Origin of the sequence: Acinetobacter sp. ANC 3813, from assembly GCF_002135435.1 — a bacterium.
Classification (GTDB): domain Bacteria; phylum Pseudomonadota; class Gammaproteobacteria; order Pseudomonadales; family Moraxellaceae; genus Acinetobacter.
The window spans coordinates 475,134-494,539 of sequence record NZ_NEGK01000001.1 but is presented as its reverse complement, the minus strand read 5'-3'; the positions used below and the strand labels follow the sequence as shown (position 1 = coordinate 494,539).

The window sequence follows — 19,406 nt, the reverse complement described above, 5'->3', positions numbered from 1 at the left end:
TTAATCCCTGAATTTATGCTTTTGATATGATGAATGCTTTAGAACGCCGCTCAACTTTTGCCCTAAGCAGTATTTTTGCATTGCGCATGTTGGGCCTGTTCATGATTATCCCGGTCTTTTCTGTGGCGGGGCAGTCTTATCAATATGCAACGCCTGCGCTGATTGGTTTGGCGGTGGGCGTGTACGGATTAACGCAAGCCATTTTACAGATTCCTTTCAGCTTGATTGCAGACCGCTACAGCCGTAAGCCGCTGGTGGTCTTCGGCCTTTTGCTGTTTGCATTGGGCGGCGCCATTGCTGCCATGTCTGAAACCATTTATGGCGTGATTATCGGCCGTGCAATTGCTGGCGGCGGCGCTGTCAGCGCGGTGGTTATGGCGCTTTTGGCGGATGTGACCCGTGAAGAACAGCGCACCAAAGCCATGGCTGCGATGGGTATGAGCATTGGCTTATCCTTTGTGGTGGCATTCAGCATTGGGCCGTGGCTGACAGGTCTCGTCGGCATTTCTGGCCTGTTTTGGGTGACGACTATTATGGGCTTGGCGGCAATTTCCATGCTGCTGCTGGTGCCGAAAGTCACCCGCCATCACCGTAATTATCAGCAAGGCTACCTGACGCAGCTGAAGCAAGTGCTGAAAATGGGCAGCCTAAACCGTCTGCATGTATCGGTATTTGCGCTACATTTGCTGCTGACAGCAATGTTTATTTATATGCCGTCGCAGCTGATTGATTTTGCCAAAATTCCGCTGTCCAGCCATGGTTTGGTGTATTTGCCTTTGCTGGTGATCAGCCTGTTTTTTGCTTTCCCAAGTATTATTTTGGCAGAGAAATACCGCAAAATGCGCGGCATTTTCCTCACCGCCATTGGCGGCATTATTTTGGGTCTTGCTGTACTGATTTTTGGCTATGAATCCAAATATATTCTGCTGACGGGGCTGGGCTTATTTTTTATTGCCTTTAACGTGATGGAAGCGCTGCTGCCGTCTTGGCTGTCAAAAGCGGCGCCAATTCAGTCGAAAGCCACGGCTATGGGCGTGAATGCCAGTTCGCAGTTTTTAGGCGCGTTTTTTGGCGGCATGCTGGGCGGCCAGCTCCTGCTGTTGAATAATACGGCCATGGGCTGGGGTATTCTGACTGCTATTGCGGTTCTTTGGCTGTTCATCAGCTTTGGTTTGGCGCAGCCGCGCTATTTATCTTCAGTGGTTTTCAGCTTGCCGGAAGGTAAAGAAACGGATGAATGGACTTCTCAGCTTTTGGCAATTCGTGGTATTGAAGAGGTCGTGGTGATGTCTGACCAGCAAGTGGCGTATATAAAAGTGGATAAGCAGCTCATAGATGAGCCAGCGCGACAGCACTTAACGCAGTTGTTAGGGAAAGAGCTAGCCATTTAAGCATAACTCTTATAAAGTAAATAATAGAAACAAATAGGAAGATTACCTCAGATGCGTGGTGTTAATAAGGTCATTTTAGTTGGTACTTTAGGTCGAGATCCTGAAACAAAAACTTTCCCGAATGGCGGTTCGCTAACTCAGTTCTCTATCGCGACCAGCGATTCGTGGACAGATAAAAGTACTGGCGAGCGCAAAGAACAAACGGAATGGCACCGTATTGTGCTGCATAACCGTTTAGGTGAAATTGCTCAGCAATACCTGCGCAAAGGCTCTAAAGTGTACATTGAAGGTTCATTGCGTACCCGTCAATGGACAGACCAAAATGGTCAAGAGCGCTATACGACTGAAATTCGCGGTGAACAGATGCAAATGCTGGACAGCAGCCGTCCGCAAGGTGAGCAGGGTCAAAGCTTTGAACAGCCGCGATTCAATAATAACCAGCAAGGCGGTTATAACAATAACCAGCAGAGCGGTTACGGCAATCAAGGCGGCGCTAGCCAAAGCGGTTATGGCAATCAAGGCGGCAATGCACAAGGCAATGGCTATGCCAACAATAACCCAAGCAGTTTTGCACCTAAGCCGCAAGCAGCGCCAGCAGCAGCTCCAGCAGATTTGGACGATGATCTTCCGTTCTAGATCATATATGTAATGAATTTTAAAAAACCCGATTTAAATCGGGTTTTTTTGTGCAAGAAAAAAGGGTGATGGCAGTATTGAACTCATTTTTACATTTCTGAAGTTGAACCTGCCACATGGTATTGAAATCAAAATGAAATATGTACAACACCATAAATAAGCATGAGACGGGCTATTTATTTTTGATAGAAGTGGCCGCATGATTTTAACATTTGCAGCAGGCCGCATTTCTATTTTTAGCCTATAATTTAGCGCATTCTCTTTTGATGCTTTAAATCTCTCAATCTGCATGTCTCAATTATTTTCCTATTTCCAGCAAAACAAATTTTGTGTCCTAGTGGAATATCTCAGCTCATTCAATGAAGTCTTTCCCGTGAAAACGGTATTTGCCGGTTATCCTGCAATGATGACGTTGGCAGACCGGGTACATTCTGATCATGACATGGCGCCGCTTGACGCGAGCAGGCAATATCCAGATGCAGTTGAAAAAGTGCTGCATTTTGCTGGCAAGGGGCGGGATATTCAGGATTTAGAATATTTCTTGCAGCAAGCAAAAGCTGCTGATATTCAAAACTTACTTTTGCTGACTGGAGATAAGCTGAAAGAGCATCACAAAGGAAATGACAGCGCAGAGCGCAGCCGCTATTTAGAGTCGGTCAATGCCGTTATGGCGGCCAAAGAGTCTGGCGGTTTTTGCATTGGTGTTGCATTTAATCCATTTAAATATGCTGAAGCTGAACGTGATGCGCAATATTTAAAGCTGCATAAGAAAATTAAAGCCGGCGCCGATTTTATTGTTACCCAATTAGGCTATGACATCGAGGCGCTCAAGCAGGCTCAGGCATTTTTAAAACGGCATCACTATACTCAGAATATCCTTGCATGCGTGATGCCGCTCAGTTTAGCGCGCGCCAATTTTATGCTGAAACATAAAGTGGCTGGGATTGTCATTACCCCCCATATGCTCAAAGTTTTGGCGGAAGAAAAGCAGGCAGGGCTGAGCGAACGGGTTTATCTGCGCTGCGCCTTACAGATTTTAATCTGCCAACACTTGGGTTTTGCAGGGGTGGATTTATCTGCCTGTCATAAGCCAGAAGAGCAGATGCTGCTGGAAAGCTATATCGAGGAATACCGTCATTTGGATTTACACGCGCTTGAGGCTTTGTGGACGTCATTATGGCAAATCAAAACAGGCAAAGAGCTGATGCCGGAGCCGGCTGATTTTTCACGCCCGCCATCTTCGGGTCAGATCATGAAATATCATCAATTGCATGTCATGCATGATGCTTTTTTTGATTCAAAAATTGCCAAAGGCGTCGGAAGATTTATTTTCAACTCGCCCTTTTGGGAACGCAGGGCAGCTGCAAAAACCTTGCTGAAAACGGAACATATCAGTAAGCATAGTATTGTGGGCTGTGAGAGCTGCGGGCAGTGCCGCCTGGGAGATACTTTATATATTTGCCCAGAAACTTGCCCCAAGGGTTTGGCCAATGGGCCATGCGGCGGCACGAGTTTAGACCGCTGTGAATTTGGGGACCGTGAATGCATTCATTCGGTCAAAGCCAGACTCGCTAAAGCCGTTGAACAGACTGAAATTTTAAAAGATAAACTGATCGCAACTGTGCCAATTGAAGTGCGCGGCACCAGCTCTTGGAAAAATTGGTATTTGACTTCAGAGGCTTAAGGGAAGGCCGTTAATCTTCATCGTCCATGGCATTGGAATAAAATTTTACACCCAGTTTGATGCGGTCACGGCCTTGACTCATGCGCCAGCGGTTGGTATCCCGCAGTGAATATACACAGCCACAGTATTCCTGCTGATAAAATTCTTCATTCTTGCTGATTTCCAGCATACGCACTACGCCGCCATTTTTACGCCAGTTATAGTCCCAGTATGTAATACCTGAATAATGTGAAGCAGAGCGATGACCGCAATCATTGATCTGATTCATATTTTTCCAGCGTGAAATACCCAATGAACTGCTGATCAGGCTAAAGCCATGTTCTGACGCATACAGGGCGGTGCGTTCAAAGCGCATATCAAAACACATGGTACAGCGGATGCCTTTTTCAGGTTCATTCTCCATGCCTTTAGCGCGTTCAAACCAGTTGTCTGTGTCGTAATCACAGTCGATAAACGGAATATTATGCTTTTCCGCAAAGCGGATATTTTCCTCTTTGCGTATTTCATATTCTTTGACGGGATGAATATTCGGATTGTAAAAGAAGATGGAAAAATTGATGCCGGATTCAATTAAGGTTTCCATGACTTCGCCAGAACAGGGCGCACAGCAAGAGTGGAGCAGAAGTTTGTCATGACCTTTGGGTAAAGTCAGTTTTTGGCGTTCAAGTTTGTTAGACATCATCGTTATAAAAGAATGGATTCACTGATACCTGATATTTTAAAGATTTAGATGCACCATAAAGAATGAAGAGCTTGATCTTTTCTCAGCTTAAGATGAGCTAAATTCATTTAGCTGAATAAATCACCGAATTCCAATGGTGACTCTTCTGAAAGCCAAGTTTTCATTCACTTCATCAGTACGGCTCTATGCTGTAATAGAACTTTGTTAAGAAAAATAATTAACTTACTGTTTATTCAATATTTTAGTAAAAATTATTGTGCGTGATTATTTTTATCTGATCTGTTTTTATCGCTCTCAGTTGAACAAATGCATCTGATAAAATCAACAAACATGAATTTCACTCACTTTGTGTTGAGGTTAAATCATTTTTATTCATCTTTATGTTCACGTATAACTTAACCCAGACAGAAATTTTGATATTTTATTTTTAGGGTTGTGAATCTCCATGAGTACAGCATTTCAATGTTCAATTAAAAAAATTCGTTTTGATGAGAACTACGAACCATCAAATAACACACGCCAAACTACAAACTTTGCCAATTTAGCACGCGGTGAACACCGTGAAGAAAACTTACGCCGTACATTGGCAATGATCAACAACCGCTTCAATACTTTGGCAAGCTGTGACAACCCTAATGCAGACCGCTATTCACTAGAAATTGACATTATTTCTGCAGAGCTTGATGTAGAAGGGAATGGTCAAACTTTCCCATTTATTGAAACTTTAAAAAGTACCATTATCGACCATAAAACCAATGAACGTATTGAAGGCATGATTGGCAACAGTTTTTCATCTTATGTGCGTGATTATGACTTTAGCGTGGTATTGCCAGCACTAGGTTGCAAGTTCAATGAAAAGCCAGAAGACTTTGGTGATTTACACGGCAAGCTGTATCAGCACCTTGTAAATTCAGAGGTTTTTAAAGCCGAATTTAAAAAACAGCCGGTGATTTGTTTAAGCGTGTCAACGACTAAAACCTATTACCGTACTGCCAATGTGCATCCTATTTTAGGTGTGGAATACACCAATGATGATTATTCACGTACCGATGAATACTTTGCAAAAATGGGCTTAAGCGTCCGATATTTTAAACCTGAAAATGCAACTGCGCCATTGGCTTTCTATTCTGCAAATAACTTGCTGAGCGACTACACAGATTTTGAATTGATCAGTGCGATCAGCACGATGGAAAGCTTCCAAAAAGTATATCGTCCTGAAATTTACAATACCAATTCAGTGGCAGGTTTGGTATATCAGCCAAGCTTGAACTATCAAGATTTCTCACTGACTCAAGTGGTATATGACCGTGTTGAACGTGGTCAATTGGCAGTAAAACAGGGCAAATGGACTGAAGAAAACTTCATTAAGCCATATAAAGACATTTTGGATGAATGGGCTGCCAACTTTACTGTTGAAAGTGCTGCCTAATCGCAATTTGATTTAGACACTAGATTTCTTGCATGTGCAAGAAATTGATTTTTTGATAAAGAATTTAAAGATAGAAGATTTAATATGGCGATTTTACTCCCAACATCAACAGCGGGCAGCTTACCGAAACCCTCTTGGCTTGCAGAGCCAGAAAAGCTTTGGTCTCCTTGGAAACTAGAAGGCGAGCAATTGCTTGAAGCCAAACAGGATGCTTTGCGTTTGTCATTGCAAGAACAAGTGCATGCAGGCATTGATATTGTCAGTGATGGCGAGCAAACCCGCCAGCATTTTGTGACCACCTTTATTGAGCATTTGGATGGCGTAGATTTCGAAAAACGCGAAACTGTACGTATCCGCAACCGTTATGATGCGAGCGTTCCCAGCGTCGTGGGCGCAGTCAGCCGTCAAAAACCGGTCTTTGTCGAAGATGCGAAATTCTTGCGCAGCCAAACCAATCAGCCAATTAAATGGGCTTTGCCTGGTCCAATGACCATGATTGATACACTTTATGATGGTCATTATAAGAGCCGTGAAAAATTGGCTTGGGAATTTGCCAAAATTCTGAACCAAGAAGCGCGTGAATTAGAAGCTGCAGGCGTGGATATTATCCAGTTTGACGAGCCTGCATTTAACGTATTCTTTGATGAAGTGAACGACTGGGGCGTGGCAACTCTAGAACGTGCGCTGGAAGGTCTGAAATGTGAAACTGCGGTGCACATTTGCTATGGCTACGGTATTAAAGCCAACACAGACTGGAAAAAGACTTTAGGTTCTGAATGGCGCCAATACGAAGAAGCGTTCCCGAAACTGCAGCAGTCTAAAATTGATATCGTATCTTTAGAATGCCAAAACTCACGTGTACCGATGGATTTAATTGAATTGATCCGCGGTAAAAAAGTGATGGTGGGTGCGATTGATGTAGCTACAAATCAAGTGGAAACACCTGAAGAAGTGGCGAATACCCTGCGTAAAGCATTGCAATTTGTGGATGCAGACAAGCTTTACCCTTCTACCAACTGCGGTATGGCGCCATTGCCTCGTGAAGTGGCGCGCGGCAAGTTAAATGCATTGAGCGCAGGTGCGGACATTATCCGTAAAGAGCTTTCTGCTTAATCTTTCAAACTTACCAAAGAATCGTATGAAAACGCAGTGTGTCCAATGAATGGGCACACTGCCTCATTTCAAAATTTTGTCAAAACGCATTCAAATTATTGGCCTAATTATCAAAATTATTAGGCAGATCAACATATAGGAAACATGCAGTTCCAAACAAGGGACTGAGGAATAAAGTGATGATTCAAGCTACAGACTTTAAAAATGCAATGTCATTATTAACAAGCGCGGTCAATGTGGTGACGACTGCAGGAATGTCTGGCCGCTATGGATTTACTGCATCTGCGGTATGCAGCGTCACTGATACGCCTCCAACTTTATTGGTATGCATGAATAAATCATCACGTTCGCATGAACATTTTATTGAAAATAAAATATTAACAGTGAATGTACTGGCTGCTGAACATGAGCACATTTCAAATGTATTTGCATCGAGTAAATACGGTTCGGATGAGCGCTTTAGTCAAGGCAACTGGACCACGCTAGAAACTGGCGCGCCTGTGCTTGAAGAAGCTTTGGTGAGTTTTGACTGCGAGATTGATCAAATTCAGGAAGTGGGTACGCACAGCATTTTTATTTGCCGTGTGGCTGCAATTCAAAAAAGTGAACAAGATCAAAGCCTCGTGTATTTCAATCGCGCTTATCATCAAGTGGGGCAGGTTGAAGAGGCTTAATCACTTCGTTAATTATTTTTAATCAATATTAGATTTCTTGTAAATGTCAAAAAATCAGAATGAGATATTAAATGAGTAATGAAAAGTTTCTTCACTTTCGCCATATATGGCTCTAAGAGAAGGCTAAGATGAGGGGGCATTTGAATATAAATCCTCTCCCTAGCCCTCTCCTTTAAAAGGAGAGGGAACATTCATTATTTACTGAATGGCAGTTCATATTTGATTTATGCAAGATATCTCTTAATTTTAAATCGGTATATTGTGGAACTCATTACTTTCTTAATTATTGGCGCCTTTGCAGGATTTGCCGCTGGACTCTTTGGTGTGGGCGGTGGAACCATCATCGTTCCATTGTTATATGTGGTCTTTACGCAAATGGGGTATAGCCCAGATGTGATCATGCAATTGGCGCTGGGCACATCATTAGCGACCATTGTGGTGACGTCAATCAGCTCGACGATGGCGCATAATAAAAATGGTGCAGTGCTGTGGCCAGTCTTTAAAAACCTTGTTTTACCGATGGCGATTGGCTGCTTTGTCGGTGCGGGCATTGCGGGCATTTTGTCAGGCACGCATTTGCAGCTCATTATTGGTGTGTTTTTGCTTTGGGTGTCTTACACCATGTTTACAGGCGCCAAAAAAGCCGTGGATACCAGTAAGCCTTTACCGTCTACAGGCAAACAAATTGGTGCGGGCGCGGTTATTGGTGTTGCATCTGCCATTTTTGGCATTGGCGGCGGCAGTTTAACGGTACCTTATTTAAGTCATAATGGTGTTGTTATGCAAAAAGCGGTGGGAACTTCTGCTGCTTGCGGTTTACCTATTGCAATTGCAGGCGCTTTAGGCTTTATGTTCTTTGGAATGAAAGAGCATATTGATGTACCCAACACCATTGGCTTTGTACATATTTATGCCTTTTTAGGCATCAGTGTGATGAGCTTTGTGACAGCTAAATTTGGCGCAAAAACAGCGCATGCGCTATCGCCAGCAGTGCTTAAAAAATGCTTTGCTGTACTCTTGGTTGTTATTGGTTTGTTCTTTTTGTTTAAGGGTTTTGCTTAAGCGCTGATTCAATGCTGAGTATGATTGCATGCCATAAAAAAAGCCCCAAGATCAGGGCTTTTTTTATGGTCTTTACAGTGGTTTACCATTCATAGCGCAGACCAAACAGATGCATATCTTGTGTGTTCCATGAGTCATGGGTATAAAGCCGTTCATAGTCAAATCCAAGACCATGATTAAAGCGGGCAGCTACGCCAACGCCTAAATCGCGTCGTTTAAAATCATCGCCGCTGGTATATTTCAAGGCATAGCCAATATAAATTCAAAAATTATTTTAGAGAAAGTGATTCAGAAGCAAATTATTGGCTAAAAGTTGTCTCTTTTTATTATAGGCAATGCCAATGGATTTACAGGAATTGAAAGGATATAATGATCTAATATTTCGATTATTATAATAAAAAACTACTGTTTTACCGATGTGGAAATCTTTCGTATTCTAGCTTCAACAGATAAGCATTCCCCTGAAATGATTGAAAGGAAAATGAAATGAGCTTGATTAATACTGAAGTAAAACCGTTTAACGCAACTGCTTACCAAAACGGCCAATTCATTGAAGTATCTGAAAAAGATATGATCGGAAAATGGTCTGTAGTGTTCTTCTATCCTGCTGATTTTACTTTTGTATGTCCAACAGAATTAGGCGATCTTGCTGATCATTATGCTGAATTCAAACAAATGGGCGTAGAAATCTATTCAGTATCGACAGATACGCATTTCACACACAAAGCTTGGCACGATTCTTCTGAAGAAATTAAGAAAATTGAATATCCAATGGTTGGCGATCCAACATGGACTTTGGCAAAAAACTTTGAAGTGCTGATTGAAGCTGATGGCTTGGCAGACCGCGGTACATTCGTGATTGACCCAGAAGGCAAAATCCAAATTGTAGAAATTAACGCTGGCGGTATTGGCCGTGATGCATCAGAGCTTCTTCGCAAAGTGAAAGCCGCGCAATATGTGCATGCTCACCCAGGTGAAGTTTGCCCTGCAAAATGGAAAGAAGGTGAAGCAACTCTAGCGCCATCAATCGACTTGGTTGGTAAAATCTAATTTCAAAGCGTTTCGTTTTGAGTCAAAAAATCCAGCGCATGCGCTGGATTTTTTTTACGGCGCATTCAGCAAAATTAGCCTCAATCATGGCGCTGCCAGTACTGCTATATGGCATAGCCGTTATGTTCTTCGGCATTGGCGCGTAAACCTTCAACCAGATGTTCGACGAGCTTTTCCATCACCAAGCGCTGTCCTTTACGAGAAGCGTAGACCAGCTGCACCGTGCCGATATTGGAACACCATTCTGGCAAAATATGCACCAAACGGCCTTCAGCCAAATCTTGTTCTACAGTTAAGTAAGGCAAATCTGCAATGCCTAAGCCATCCATTGCGGAATAATACACGCCAGCCAGATCGTTGCTTTTAATGCGAGGTTCGAGCGGAATATCAATCTGTTCCTGACTCTCCAAGCGGTGCAGGCGCCAGTGATAATGCTGTTTTTGCGTGCCCAGCACAATGGTTGGATAATTATTGATTTCAGTTGGATATTGAATGGCATGGCCATCTAATAATTCAGGGCTGGCCACAAGGCAGTGCGTGGTTTTAATGACGTCACGCACCACAATGCTGGAATCTTCATTGGCTTGAAAATTGGTGCGGATGGCGAGATCGATATCATCATGCAGAATATCGACACGCCGGCTGGTCAATTCCATTTCAATTTGGACTTGCGGATGCTCTTTTAAAAACTGATTCAGCAATGTGCGGATTTGATAGCGCATCATCACGGATGGGCAGCTGAGTTTGACTAAGCCGCGCGGTTCGCTTTTTTGCTTCATTAATACATTGTGCGCGCAGTCCACTTGCTGAATGACTTTCTCACATTCTGCAAAAAACTCTTGGCCCAGCGGCGTGACTTTAAAATGACGGGTCGAACGCTGAATCAAATTGACGTTAAAGTTTGCTTCAAGGTCTAAAATCCGGCGGCTGAGCTTGGATTTGGTGATATTGGATGCTTCACTGGCCGCGCTAAATCCGCCATGCTTCACCACAAGGTAGAAATAATAATAGTCATCAAATGAGTGCATTCATCACCTCGACCCTCAATAATCAATCAGGCATCATACGGTTATTCTATTGTTTTTTAAACAATGCTTTAAATCATAAAAAACAGCTATTCAAATAAAGAAAGCAGCTGGAAAGCTGCTTTCTTTATATCAAAAATATCAGATTATTTTGATGTATTTTTTACATAGCTTTGAATTAAGTTTTTATAGTCAGGAATATGCGCCGCAAATAATGCGCCTAAACCGTCAATATCATTGCGCCAGTCGCGGTGCAATTCACATGAAGCGCCAAACCAAGTCATCAGCTGTGCGCCGGCCTGAGACATGCGGTCCCATGCAGAGTCACGGGTTAAGGCGTTAAAAGTGCCAGAGGCATCCGTAATCACGAATACATCAAAGTCTTCAGCTAAAGCAGACAGTGTCGGGAAAGCCACACAGACTTCGGTCACTACGCCGGCAATGATCAGCTGTTTTTTGCCTGTTGCTTTCACGGCTTGAACAAAATCTTCGTTGTCCCAAGCATTGATTTGGCCAGGGCGCGCAATATAAGGCGCATCTGGGAACATTTCAACCAGTTCAGGCACCAGCGGGCCATTTGGACCATCTTCAAAGCTGGTGGTCAAAATGGTTGGAAGATTGAAATATTTGGCTGCGGCTGCAAGCGCCAGCACGTTATTCTTGAATTTATCAGGATCAATATCGCGTACCAGTGAAAGCAGGCCTGTTTGATGGTCTACTAAAAGAACGGCTGCATTATCTTTGTCTAAACGAACGTATGGTTTGCCCATTTTCTCTTCCTCTTGATGAGTTTAAATCGTAATCGAATTTTCGCTGCAGCCCGTTAGGGCAGTACTGCTACGGATAGTATATTAGTTTTATATTTAGGATAAATTCAAGGTTGAATTTGAGACTAAAAGTCATAAAAATGGGATAATTTGAAATATTTGCTTATATTTAGGATTTTAATGGACTTTTAAATCCCTAAAAACATTTATATTGTCTTATTAATAAGAAACTGCATTCTGATTCATGACTGTTTTTAAGCAGTATTCGGGACTAAAATGTGCCCATGTTCATCCTATTGCGGATAGGAGTAAAAAGATGAAGAAAGTAATAGGCGTATATCGCAACCAAAGCATGCACTGGGTCGGAGATGGGTTTCCTGTAAAAAATCTGTTTTCTTATGACCGCTTAGGGCAAGCCATCAGCCCATTTTTGCTTTTAGACTATGCGGCGCCGTATCATTTTGATCCAACCACTGCACAGCATGGGGTTGGTTCGCACCCGCACCGCGGTTTTGAAACCGTGACCGTCGCTTATCAAGGTGAAGTGACGCATAAAGATTCTGCCGGCGGCGGAGGCACGATTCAGGCAGGCGATGTGCAGTGGATGACGGCAGGCTCTGGCTTAGTGCATGAAGAGTTTCATTCTCCAGACTTTGCGCAGCATGGCGGTTTGTTTGAAATGGTGCAGCTGTGGGTGAATTTGCCTGCTAAAGACAAAATGACTGAACCGCGCTATCAAGCGATTACTGCGGCGGATATTCCACGCATAGACATGGATGACGGCGCAGGCCACATCCGGGTCATTGCAGGTGAGTTTGGCGGCCATCATGGTCCAGCGCAGACGTTCAGCTCAGTCAATATGTGGGACGGCGAGTTAAAAGCGGACTATGAAACCTTTGTGCATGTTCCAGTTGGGCACAATGCATTGCTGGTGGTGCTGAAAGGTGAAGTGGCGGTCAATGGCGGCCAGAAAGTATTGGACAGCTCAATCGTCATGTTTGCCCGTGACGGTGATCCAGCAATTCAATTGCAGGCTTATCAGGATACCCAGTTTTTGGTGCTGACAGGCGAACCGCTGAATGAGCCGATTCAAGGCTATGGGCCATTCGTGATGAACACTAAAGAGGAAATTATGCAAGCTTTCCAAGATTTCAATCAAGGAAAATTTGGCGAAATCCCTGTTCAGTCGGTTTAATGGCTGGCGCTGAGCAGCGTATACTGAAAAAAATGAAGCCCCTGAACATGTTCAGGGGCTTTTTCTTTTTTACGCTGTAGAGTTCTTCTTGTGCTGCTGCCACTTTTAAATTCTTATTAAGATTTTGTGATGCAGTTATCGTTTTGTGTGGCAAATATTAGCGTTTATTTTTTCAAAAGTAAAATTAAAATTCAAAAAATGGTTAATATATGGCTATTGTTTTTCAATGATTTATTTTTATTTATTAAAATAATTTCTGGTTTTTCTTATATTTATTGTGATTGAATTTCTGTGTTAAGAATTGTAAATATAGGCCTTTGTGGGTTTTTGTATCAAATTTTGAAAAGGCCGTATTCTGGTAGTTTTTAATAACCAGTTTTTTGCCCGCATGGGTCATAATTTTATGAAAATTTTTACATACGGAATAGAAGATTGGATATTGCAGTCATCGGCAGCGGCATGGCTGGGCTTGCTGCCGCGAGAATTCTAAAAGACGCAGGCCACCAGATTACAATTTTTGAAGCTCTGCCTGGACGCGGTATGGACAGTCACAGCACCGAATTTGAAGGCGGCTTGATTGATGCCCCTTTGCGGGTGATGAATCCGCATCTCTGGAGCAATACTTTAAGTTTGGCGGCCTATCTAGGCATTAAGACCTTTCCAGTGCGCACCTATATGGCGTGCAGCTGGCTATTTGAAGAAAAAACCTCAACTTGGCTGACCACGTCGCGCAGCCGGATTGGCAATTTCCCGATTATCAATAACCGCAAAGGCATTCAGCAATATGGCTGGCGCTTGGTTAAAGGCATGCTGCAGCTGAAAACAGCAATTGCGAAGTTTTTTAAATCCAGCGACCAAGATATTACGCTCGCGGAATTTATTAACCGCAATGATATTGAAGAAGTCTTTTTGCATGGCGCAGTGATGCCTGTGCTCTATACCATCTGCACCTGCAATCCTAAAACCATTGGTGAATGGCCTGCAAAACCGCTTTTGGTGTTCCTGCGCCAATTAACGGATGGCGATGCTTTGCTTCGCCTGCAAGGCGGCACGCCAGCATTGGTCAATAAGCTGATTGAAAATATCAATATTGTCAGCGGTTCAGCCATTACCTCTGTTCAAGAGCAGGGCGAGAAAGTTTTAGTGACCAATACGCAAGGTCAAGTGACAGAATTTGACCGCGTTGTTGTGGCAACACCCACCACGAAAATTGAAGAGTTTCTGGATCAAAAGCAATTTGCTGACGATATTGCCTTACTGAAAAAATTCAAATTTGAGCAGGGCGATTTAGTCATTCATACTGATCCGACTGTGATGCCGCCAAACCGTAAAGATTGGGCTGTGCTGAGCTATATGATGGACCGTAAATTTACCAAGCAGCAGTTTACGGTTTGGCTGAATTCGATTGAACCTAGCCTCGTCGGTAAAACACCCGTGTTTCAAACTTGGCGTCCAGTCACGCCGATTGATCCGAAAAAAGTCATTTCGACTGTGACACTGACACGCGCTGTGGTGGACTCAGACACGGTGGCATTGAATAAAGAGCTGCAGCAGCGCCATAAGACGCTGAACCGTAAAGTGTTCTATTGCGGTTCATGGTCATGCGACGGCCTGCCGATTTTAGAATCTGCGGTGACTTCTGCGATGCATATTGCAGAAATTTTTGGCGCACCATTGCCGTTTGTGGGATTAAAACCTAAAGTGGAGGTTGCTCCTCAGCTCGGTTACTAATCCATGACATGGCTTCAAACAGTCCGAAATTTTCTTCCGCAGCATAAATATGCAATTAATGCAAACCTGCTGGGAGATGAAGCCGAACTGGCTTGGAGCAATTTAGGGTTCTGGCAGGCGGATACACAATCGTATCCGCAGGCTTGCCAAGCGCTGGCGGATCATTTGGCGCAAGCCATACAGCTGAAGTCTGAAGATACCGTTTTAGACCTGGGCTGCGGTCATGGCGCCAGCCTGCAGCATTGGCAGCAGCATTATCAAATTCAGCAGCTTAGCGCAGTAGAACTGCAGCCCGCTTGCGTTGCCCAAATCCAAAAAAATTTAAATTCAAAGTTTGAAATTCACTGCAGTTCGTTTTTAAATTTAAAACAGATTTTCCCTCAAAAAACCTTTGATGCCGTGCTCTGTATTGATGCGGCGTATCACAGCACTTTAAATTCATTCCTGTTATCCACAGCTTCTGTTTTGAATTCAAATGGATATTTGGGTTTTCACACCTTAATGCTGTCGGATGATTTTTTGAATTTAAATGCGCTGCAGCGGCTGAAATTGCAGGCATTGCTCAAAGCCGCCGATGTGAATCTGCAGAATTTAATGACAGAGCAGGCGCTGCGCCAGTGTTTAGCGCAATATGAATTTAAAACGGTGCAGATTGAAGATCTGAGCGAGCAGGTGCTGGCGGGCTTTGCACGTTATGCAGAAACAGCTTTAAAAGCATCTGCGCCGTCTCAAGGCTTGGAACATTTTAAAATACAGATGACAGCCAAGCTGTGCCGGACGCTATATGCATCAGGCATGGTGAGATATGTGCAGATTGCGGCGCAGAAAGGCAGCGCCTAAAGAAAAATGCGTGGTGCAGAAACATCAAAGCCTCACTAAAAAGCGAGGCTAAGAAATGGTGCCGGCACACGGATTCGAACTGTGGACCTACTGATTACAAGTCAGTTGCTCTACCAACTGAGCTATGCCGGCGTTGTGAAAGCATTCTACAGATTTTTTTTTAAGGTGCAAGCCAAAAAATGAGCGATTGAATAGATTGCGTCATTCAAAAAGGGCATAGCTGTTCATTCTCAGACCATGCCCGTACTGGGAAGAGAGGTGGTATTTATTTGCTGCGCAGTATTTTGTCTAGGTCTTGCGCGCATTCTTCAAGGGTAAATGCTGTGTCCAGCTGCAGCTGGGGCTTCAGTTCACTGGCTAAATCTCGCCATTGTTCAATCAGTTTAAGGGCTTTTTGAATCTTATGTTTATTAATGTCCTTGGCTATGGTTGGTGTGTAGCCGCCCCGTTTCGCATTCTTGATCTGTTTGACATAGTTTTGGCTGTTATTCATGTGTTCTCCCGAATAGCAGTTATTTATGTTGAATGTTCGATGATGCTGTTTAGTAAAAGTGGATCAAGTGGAAATTAAAAGTTTCTGCTTCATGCTCAATTTGAATGAATAGATAAATGTGCCGTGCAATACCCTGAATAAATTGCATTAATTATTTTTTAACACAGACTGTAGCAATTGTCTTTAGGCGCTAAATTTTCTATTTGTAATAAATCGTGTCAGTAAATAGCCCGTTTGAGATGTGCTGATTGTCTTTAATTATATGTTTTTGAATTTTATTTCATATATTTGTTATGCATGAAGAGTCAACGGGTATTGGAATGCGGCATCAGACGGTCTGTATTTATGCAGCCAAAACGCAACATAGATTCATCTGGCGGAACATAGACGTTTTTTCTGCTCTTAAGCTTTGCTTCATCTTGGGGGCAGATACTGTATTTGTCCATTAAGCCGAACCAGTTTAATGGGCATCCTCAGAAGCAGAAGTTGAGCACCTTTAACAGCCGTATCATCCCTCGATACGGCTTTTTTTTCTCTGAATTTTGCAGATTGTGTCGAAAGAAAACTTAAACTTGCGTGATGGACACTGAATTTGAGTCACAAAAAAAGCCTAAACCCTTTAGATTTAAGCTTTTTAAGACCTCATGAATCATCATGAGAATAGAATATGGCGAGAGAGGGAGTCATATTTTTTATATAAGATGTTGATAATTATTGATTATATTTTTTTGTAATTTATTAAATCCCCCAATCATCCCCCATTTATTTGAATTGCTAAAAATTGAGAAAAAATGTCAGCCTTAACTGGGAAATTGCTATTCTAGGGATAATATATTAAATTTATATAAATTAAATACTTAAAATTGAATTGTATAAATTGTCATAAATCTTTATGCAGGTATTTGGGGCCTAGCCAAGATATGACAAATATATGCATATATTGTTCATTAAGTTTTTTATTTTAAAAAGGTAGTAAGATGGGACAAGCAAAAAATAGAGGCTCCTTGCAAGAGCGTATAGCTCAAGCTCAACAAGAAAAGCTTGTGGGTGAGCGTATCACTATAGAAGAAGCTAAGCGCCATTTAGATTTGCCTGATACCGCTGAATTTTTAGGGTATGTCATTCATTTGTATGATGAGGATGAATTTGTAGGTAAGGTTGAAGAAACGGAGATGGTTATAAACCGAATTTATGTAAAGATTCCTGATTTAGCACAAATCTATGTAGCGGCAGAAGATGCAGTAAATGAAGCTTTAAAAATCGAGAAGTATCGGTTGCTTGTGTGCATGTTATTTGAAGTCGATAACAAGCATATGATTTACGATGTATGGGCAAATTTTGAAGATTGATGGTATTTAGTTTTCTACTTAATGGGTAGAGTGTTGACTAGATATTAAATAGCCCAATAATTAGTTATTGGGCTATTTAAGTAAATAAAACCAAATGGTATCAGTACATGATGTATTCAAACTTTGCTGAGATTACTTTGGATTGATAGTAGTAATACTTCAAAGGATACAGCATGCTGTTAAAAATTACTTTCCATTGTTCCAAGTTGGTTCCCTGAAAATTATCACGTTCAATTCTGATGAATTGAGTTATAACACTCGATAAATCCAGTCTAATGATTAGCTGTTCAGACTCACTGAAACTATTTAAAAACTGTTCCTGATTCTGTGGCAACTGCAATGGCTGTTGTTCTGAATGATAGATTAAAAAATTTACATAATATTGCCCAGGTAAAGTTCTCTGTATACGCCATTGCAGAGAGAGCAGATTACCTTTATTCAATTGTTGAAGCTGATCAACCATCCTGCTTTTCAGCTTAACTAAAGTCTTTTCAACTTTATTCATGTCCAATTGTTGGGTATTGCAAGCTATAGCAAAAGGATATGAAATTTTACTGATCTGAATATTAGTGTGTTCAATGAGCAAACGGCTCACAATGCGGGAATTCTGATTGCGTTGTTCAGTAATTAGCCTGTTGCGGCCTTTAGCTTCCTTTTCAGCTTCAGCACTCATTGAGTATCCGCGAATTTCATTCCAGAGCTGAAGCAGCGATAAATGTATTTGGGCCTTATATGGATGATTGTTAATCGCCAGCAGATCGAACCATTGCTGTTGCATGGCAATGTGATAGGTTTTTAGCATCAAGGCCGCGGCTGCTTTGCTCAACACATACGGGCTTGTATGTAATTCAATTGGCGGAGTAAAGCCAAGCTGGATCATTTGCAGTGTGTTTTTAATCACTCCATCCAATTGAAGCAGGGCAGCGGTTGGAGTTAATAATTCGCCCTTGACTTGAAATGGTTTTGAACTCTTTAAGCTTATTAGATGGGCTGTATTGCTCAAATTTTCAAGGTAAAACATATTCGCTAAGTTGCGTTGATTACCAATTAAATCTAAAGCATTAAGTTGTATAAGTTGATTTAAGCTCATTTTTGAATCCCCTGATTGTGATTGAATGCTGATCTGTTTTTAGCAATAACGGCAAGTTTTGATGATAGAGTTGTGTCTGTGGGTATTGTTTTGAATTTGCGTGGACGCCCAACCATCTTTGCTTTGGAAGGCCGCTGGCTGGTGCCAAATACGCGTAATTTTGGAGTAAGAAGGCGCTTGCTGATTAAAAACTGATCTTGCTTGCAGATATACAATAGAACCTGGTCAAGATTGTTAAAAAAGCTCTGATCATCATGATGAGCCATGCCAATTGCCAAGTTGCGGTATTTAATTTTGTCGCGGTGACAATTGTAGTAAAAACCTTTGTCTAAGGTGAGTTTGCTCCAGTATCGACCAATCACTTCGGCATAATAACCATCACGCTGAAACTTATTGCCATCCATGAAAAAGATACAATGGTAGTGGTAGCCTTTTTGTTGGCCAAACTCAAGTTTCCATAGATAACCTACAATGTTGGGTAAGTTTTTTTCGTGATGAAATTTTTTCAGAAATCGTGAGAAATAGGTTTTCATTTCATCAATAGTCGAAGCAGCTTGGTTTTTCCAACAAAAATCAATACGTAAAACTAAAAGCTTACTAAAAGATTTTTTAAGGCTATTCACCAGTTTGCTTGCTTGTTCGTATTGATGTTTGGCTTTTTTAGCACGTTCGTATTGCGCTATTTTAAATTTAGGCTGATCTGTTAGTTGACAGATCTCATTAATCAAGTTGTTTTTAAGCAAGGCTGCTGATCTAGAGCCTTTAATCAAACCATGCGCGCTGGTTAAAATATCAAATTTACAATTAGGTTGAGCTTTCCAGAAACTATACTCATCTTCAGGGTGAATATAAGGAGCGACAGCAACTTGATATGCCTCAGTAAAAATATCCAAATGTTCACAAGTATAATTAGAGTCCGCAAGATCATGGATTGATATGCGGCTAGTTAGTGCTTGTTCTATAGATCGGTTGTTTGCAGCTAAAGCCCTTCCGTTCTTGTCCATAAGGAAAAGATTGTGAATTGGATCTTTGCTAATGGCTTGTACAATGTTAATGACCGTAAAGAGCATGTAGAGAGCAGGATCGTTCGCTATATAGAAATATCCTTTCTCTTGATAAGTTGATAGCTCTGTTGTATTACATGGATTTTCATCGTTTAGTGATAAGTTCACTTGTTTTATCCTGTGTATATTTG

19 protein-coding genes and 1 tRNA gene are annotated in these 19,406 nt (G+C 42.1%); 12 read left to right on the top strand and 8 right to left on the bottom strand.

Annotated features, from left to right (window positions below):
• Positions 1 to 26 precede the first annotated feature (26 nt).
• From B9T34_RS02385 to B9T34_RS02375, 3 genes are all read left to right on the top strand, one after another.
• Positions 27 to 1,391 (top strand): MFS transporter, encoded by a 1,365-nt coding sequence (locus B9T34_RS02385; protein WP_086211541.1) that lies wholly within the window; start codon positions 27 to 29, stop codon positions 1,389 to 1,391.
• A gap of 51 nt (positions 1,392 to 1,442) precedes the next feature.
• Complete coding sequence (gene ssb, locus B9T34_RS02380) at positions 1,443 to 2,027, top strand: single-stranded DNA-binding protein (protein WP_086211540.1); 585 nt, start codon at positions 1,443 to 1,445, stop codon at positions 2,025 to 2,027.
• A 289-nt stretch (positions 2,028 to 2,316) separates the two neighbouring features.
• Entirely contained in the window at positions 2,317 to 3,711 is a 1,395-nt protein-coding gene (locus B9T34_RS02375; RefSeq protein ID WP_086211539.1) for a methylenetetrahydrofolate reductase C-terminal domain-containing protein, read from the top strand.
• 10 nt (positions 3,712 to 3,721) lie between these two features.
• Here the strand turns inward: B9T34_RS02375 and B9T34_RS02370 are convergent, their stop codons facing one another.
• Positions 3,722 to 4,390 (bottom strand): epoxyqueuosine reductase QueH, encoded by a 669-nt coding sequence (locus B9T34_RS02370; RefSeq protein ID WP_086211659.1) that lies wholly within the window; start codon positions 4,388 to 4,390, stop codon positions 3,722 to 3,724.
• A 448-nt stretch (positions 4,391 to 4,838) separates the two neighbouring features.
• Here B9T34_RS02370 and B9T34_RS02365 point away from each other — a divergent pair, with 448 nt between their 5' ends.
• From B9T34_RS02365 to B9T34_RS02350, 4 genes are all read left to right on the top strand, one after another.
• A complete protein-coding gene (locus tag B9T34_RS02365) occupies positions 4,839 to 5,822 on the top strand; it encodes a putative oxygenase MesX (protein ID WP_086211538.1) in 984 nt (327 codons plus the stop codon).
• Positions 5,823 to 5,906: 84 nt separating this feature from the next.
• Positions 5,907 to 6,935, top strand: coding sequence for a methionine synthase (locus B9T34_RS02360; protein WP_086211537.1), 1,029 nt, complete (start codon positions 5,907 to 5,909; stop codon positions 6,933 to 6,935).
• Positions 6,936 to 7,114: 179 nt separating this feature from the next.
• Positions 7,115 to 7,609: a flavin reductase gene (locus B9T34_RS02355; RefSeq protein ID WP_086211536.1), complete on the top strand. Its 495-nt coding sequence runs from the start codon at positions 7,115 to 7,117 to the stop codon at positions 7,607 to 7,609.
• 261 nt (positions 7,610 to 7,870) lie between these two features.
• Positions 7,871 to 8,671, top strand: coding sequence for a sulfite exporter TauE/SafE family protein (locus tag B9T34_RS02350; protein ID WP_086211535.1), 801 nt, complete (start codon positions 7,871 to 7,873; stop codon positions 8,669 to 8,671).
• Positions 8,672 to 8,753: 82 nt separating this feature from the next.
• On the opposite strand, the gene B9T34_RS18705 is transcribed toward B9T34_RS02350, so the two are convergent.
• The gene (locus tag B9T34_RS18705) at positions 8,754 to 8,915 is read right to left on the bottom strand and encodes a hypothetical protein (RefSeq protein ID WP_228147392.1); all 162 of its coding nucleotides are present in this window, start codon (positions 8,913 to 8,915) and stop codon (positions 8,754 to 8,756) included.
• 242 nt (positions 8,916 to 9,157) lie between these two features.
• Between B9T34_RS18705 and ahpC the strand changes: the two genes are divergently transcribed.
• Positions 9,158 to 9,721: an alkyl hydroperoxide reductase subunit C gene (gene ahpC / locus B9T34_RS02345; protein WP_086211534.1), complete on the top strand. Its 564-nt coding sequence runs from the start codon at positions 9,158 to 9,160 to the stop codon at positions 9,719 to 9,721.
• Positions 9,722 to 9,825: 104 nt separating this feature from the next.
• On the opposite strand, the gene B9T34_RS02340 is transcribed toward ahpC, so the two are convergent.
• Both B9T34_RS02340 and ycaC read right to left on the bottom strand, forming a co-directional pair.
• Positions 9,826 to 10,749 (bottom strand): LysR substrate-binding domain-containing protein, encoded by a 924-nt coding sequence (locus B9T34_RS02340; RefSeq protein ID WP_086211533.1) that lies wholly within the window; start codon positions 10,747 to 10,749, stop codon positions 9,826 to 9,828.
• A 143-nt stretch (positions 10,750 to 10,892) separates the two neighbouring features.
• The gene (gene ycaC, locus B9T34_RS02335; protein ID WP_086211532.1) at positions 10,893 to 11,516 is read right to left on the bottom strand and encodes an isochorismate family cysteine hydrolase YcaC; all 624 of its coding nucleotides are present in this window, start codon (positions 11,514 to 11,516) and stop codon (positions 10,893 to 10,895) included.
• 313 nt (positions 11,517 to 11,829) lie between these two features.
• Between ycaC and B9T34_RS02330 the strand changes: the two genes are divergently transcribed.
• The 3 genes from B9T34_RS02330 (at position 11,830) to B9T34_RS02320 (ending at position 15,279) form a co-directional block, all read left to right on the top strand.
• A complete protein-coding gene (locus tag B9T34_RS02330; RefSeq protein ID WP_086211531.1) occupies positions 11,830 to 12,708 on the top strand; it encodes a pirin family protein in 879 nt (292 codons plus the stop codon).
• A gap of 432 nt (positions 12,709 to 13,140) precedes the next feature.
• Entirely contained in the window at positions 13,141 to 14,439 is a 1,299-nt protein-coding gene (locus B9T34_RS02325; RefSeq protein ID WP_139841243.1) for an FAD-dependent oxidoreductase, read from the top strand.
• A gap of 3 nt (positions 14,440 to 14,442) precedes the next feature.
• The gene (locus B9T34_RS02320) at positions 14,443 to 15,279 is read left to right on the top strand and encodes an SAM-dependent methyltransferase (RefSeq protein WP_086211530.1); all 837 of its coding nucleotides are present in this window, start codon (positions 14,443 to 14,445) and stop codon (positions 15,277 to 15,279) included.
• Positions 15,280 to 15,335: 56 nt separating this feature from the next.
• On the opposite strand, the gene B9T34_RS02315 is transcribed toward B9T34_RS02320, so the two are convergent.
• Together B9T34_RS02315 and B9T34_RS02310 are read right to left on the bottom strand one after the other, a co-directional pair.
• Positions 15,336 to 15,411, bottom strand: a tRNA-Thr gene (locus tag B9T34_RS02315).
• Positions 15,412 to 15,544: 133 nt separating this feature from the next.
• On the bottom strand, positions 15,545 to 15,772 hold the full coding sequence (locus B9T34_RS02310; protein ID WP_086211529.1) for a hypothetical protein: 228 nt from the start codon (positions 15,770 to 15,772) through the stop codon (positions 15,545 to 15,547).
• Between the two features lie 977 nt (positions 15,773 to 16,749).
• On the opposite strand from B9T34_RS02310, the gene B9T34_RS02305 reads away from it, so the two are divergent.
• Complete coding sequence (locus tag B9T34_RS02305; RefSeq protein WP_086211528.1) at positions 16,750 to 17,121, top strand: hypothetical protein; 372 nt, start codon at positions 16,750 to 16,752, stop codon at positions 17,119 to 17,121.
• 100 nt (positions 17,122 to 17,221) lie between these two features.
• On the opposite strand, the gene B9T34_RS02300 is transcribed toward B9T34_RS02305, so the two are convergent.
• Both B9T34_RS02300 and B9T34_RS02295 read right to left on the bottom strand, forming a co-directional pair.
• Positions 17,222 to 18,211, bottom strand: coding sequence for a hypothetical protein (locus tag B9T34_RS02300; protein ID WP_086211527.1), 990 nt, complete (start codon positions 18,209 to 18,211; stop codon positions 17,222 to 17,224).
• Positions 18,208 to 19,383, bottom strand: coding sequence for a YagK/YfjJ domain-containing protein (locus B9T34_RS02295; RefSeq protein WP_086211526.1), 1,176 nt, complete (start codon positions 19,381 to 19,383; stop codon positions 18,208 to 18,210). Before B9T34_RS02295 ends, B9T34_RS02300 begins: the two co-directional genes overlap by 4 nt.
• Positions 19,384 to 19,406 lie beyond the last annotated feature (23 nt).

Bases quoted from the DNA above. Each gene is read 5' to 3' on its own strand.
- B9T34_RS02375 (WP_086211539.1), top strand. From the start codon at position 2,317: ATGTCTCAATTATTTTCCTATTTCCAGCAAAACAAATTTTGTGTCCTA.
- B9T34_RS02360 (WP_086211537.1), top strand. From the start codon at position 5,907: ATGGCGATTTTACTCCCAACATCAACAGCGGGCAGCTTACCGAAACCC.
- ycaC (WP_086211532.1), bottom strand. From the start codon at position 11,516: ATGGGCAAACCATACGTTCGTTTAGACAAAGATAATGCAGCCGTTCTT.
- B9T34_RS02370 (WP_086211659.1), bottom strand. From the start codon at position 4,390: ATGTCTAACAAACTTGAACGCCAAAAACTGACTTTACCCAAAGGTCAT.
- B9T34_RS02305 (WP_086211528.1), top strand. From the start codon at position 16,750: ATGGGACAAGCAAAAAATAGAGGCTCCTTGCAAGAGCGTATAGCTCAA.
- B9T34_RS02320 (WP_086211530.1), top strand. From the start codon at position 14,443: ATGACATGGCTTCAAACAGTCCGAAATTTTCTTCCGCAGCATAAATAT.
- ahpC (WP_086211534.1), top strand. From the start codon at position 9,158: ATGAGCTTGATTAATACTGAAGTAAAACCGTTTAACGCAACTGCTTAC.
- B9T34_RS02365 (WP_086211538.1), top strand. From the start codon at position 4,839: ATGAGTACAGCATTTCAATGTTCAATTAAAAAAATTCGTTTTGATGAG.
- B9T34_RS02340 (WP_086211533.1), bottom strand. From the start codon at position 10,749: ATGCACTCATTTGATGACTATTATTATTTCTACCTTGTGGTGAAGCAT.
- B9T34_RS02310 (WP_086211529.1), bottom strand. From the start codon at position 15,772: ATGAATAACAGCCAAAACTATGTCAAACAGATCAAGAATGCGAAACGG.
- ssb (WP_086211540.1), top strand. From the start codon at position 1,443: ATGCGTGGTGTTAATAAGGTCATTTTAGTTGGTACTTTAGGTCGAGAT.
- B9T34_RS02300 (WP_086211527.1), bottom strand. From the start codon at position 18,211: ATGAGCTTAAATCAACTTATACAACTTAATGCTTTAGATTTAATTGGT.
- B9T34_RS02330 (WP_086211531.1), top strand. From the start codon at position 11,830: ATGAAGAAAGTAATAGGCGTATATCGCAACCAAAGCATGCACTGGGTC.
- B9T34_RS02385 (WP_086211541.1), top strand. From the start codon at position 27: ATGATGAATGCTTTAGAACGCCGCTCAACTTTTGCCCTAAGCAGTATT.
- B9T34_RS02355 (WP_086211536.1), top strand. From the start codon at position 7,115: ATGATTCAAGCTACAGACTTTAAAAATGCAATGTCATTATTAACAAGC.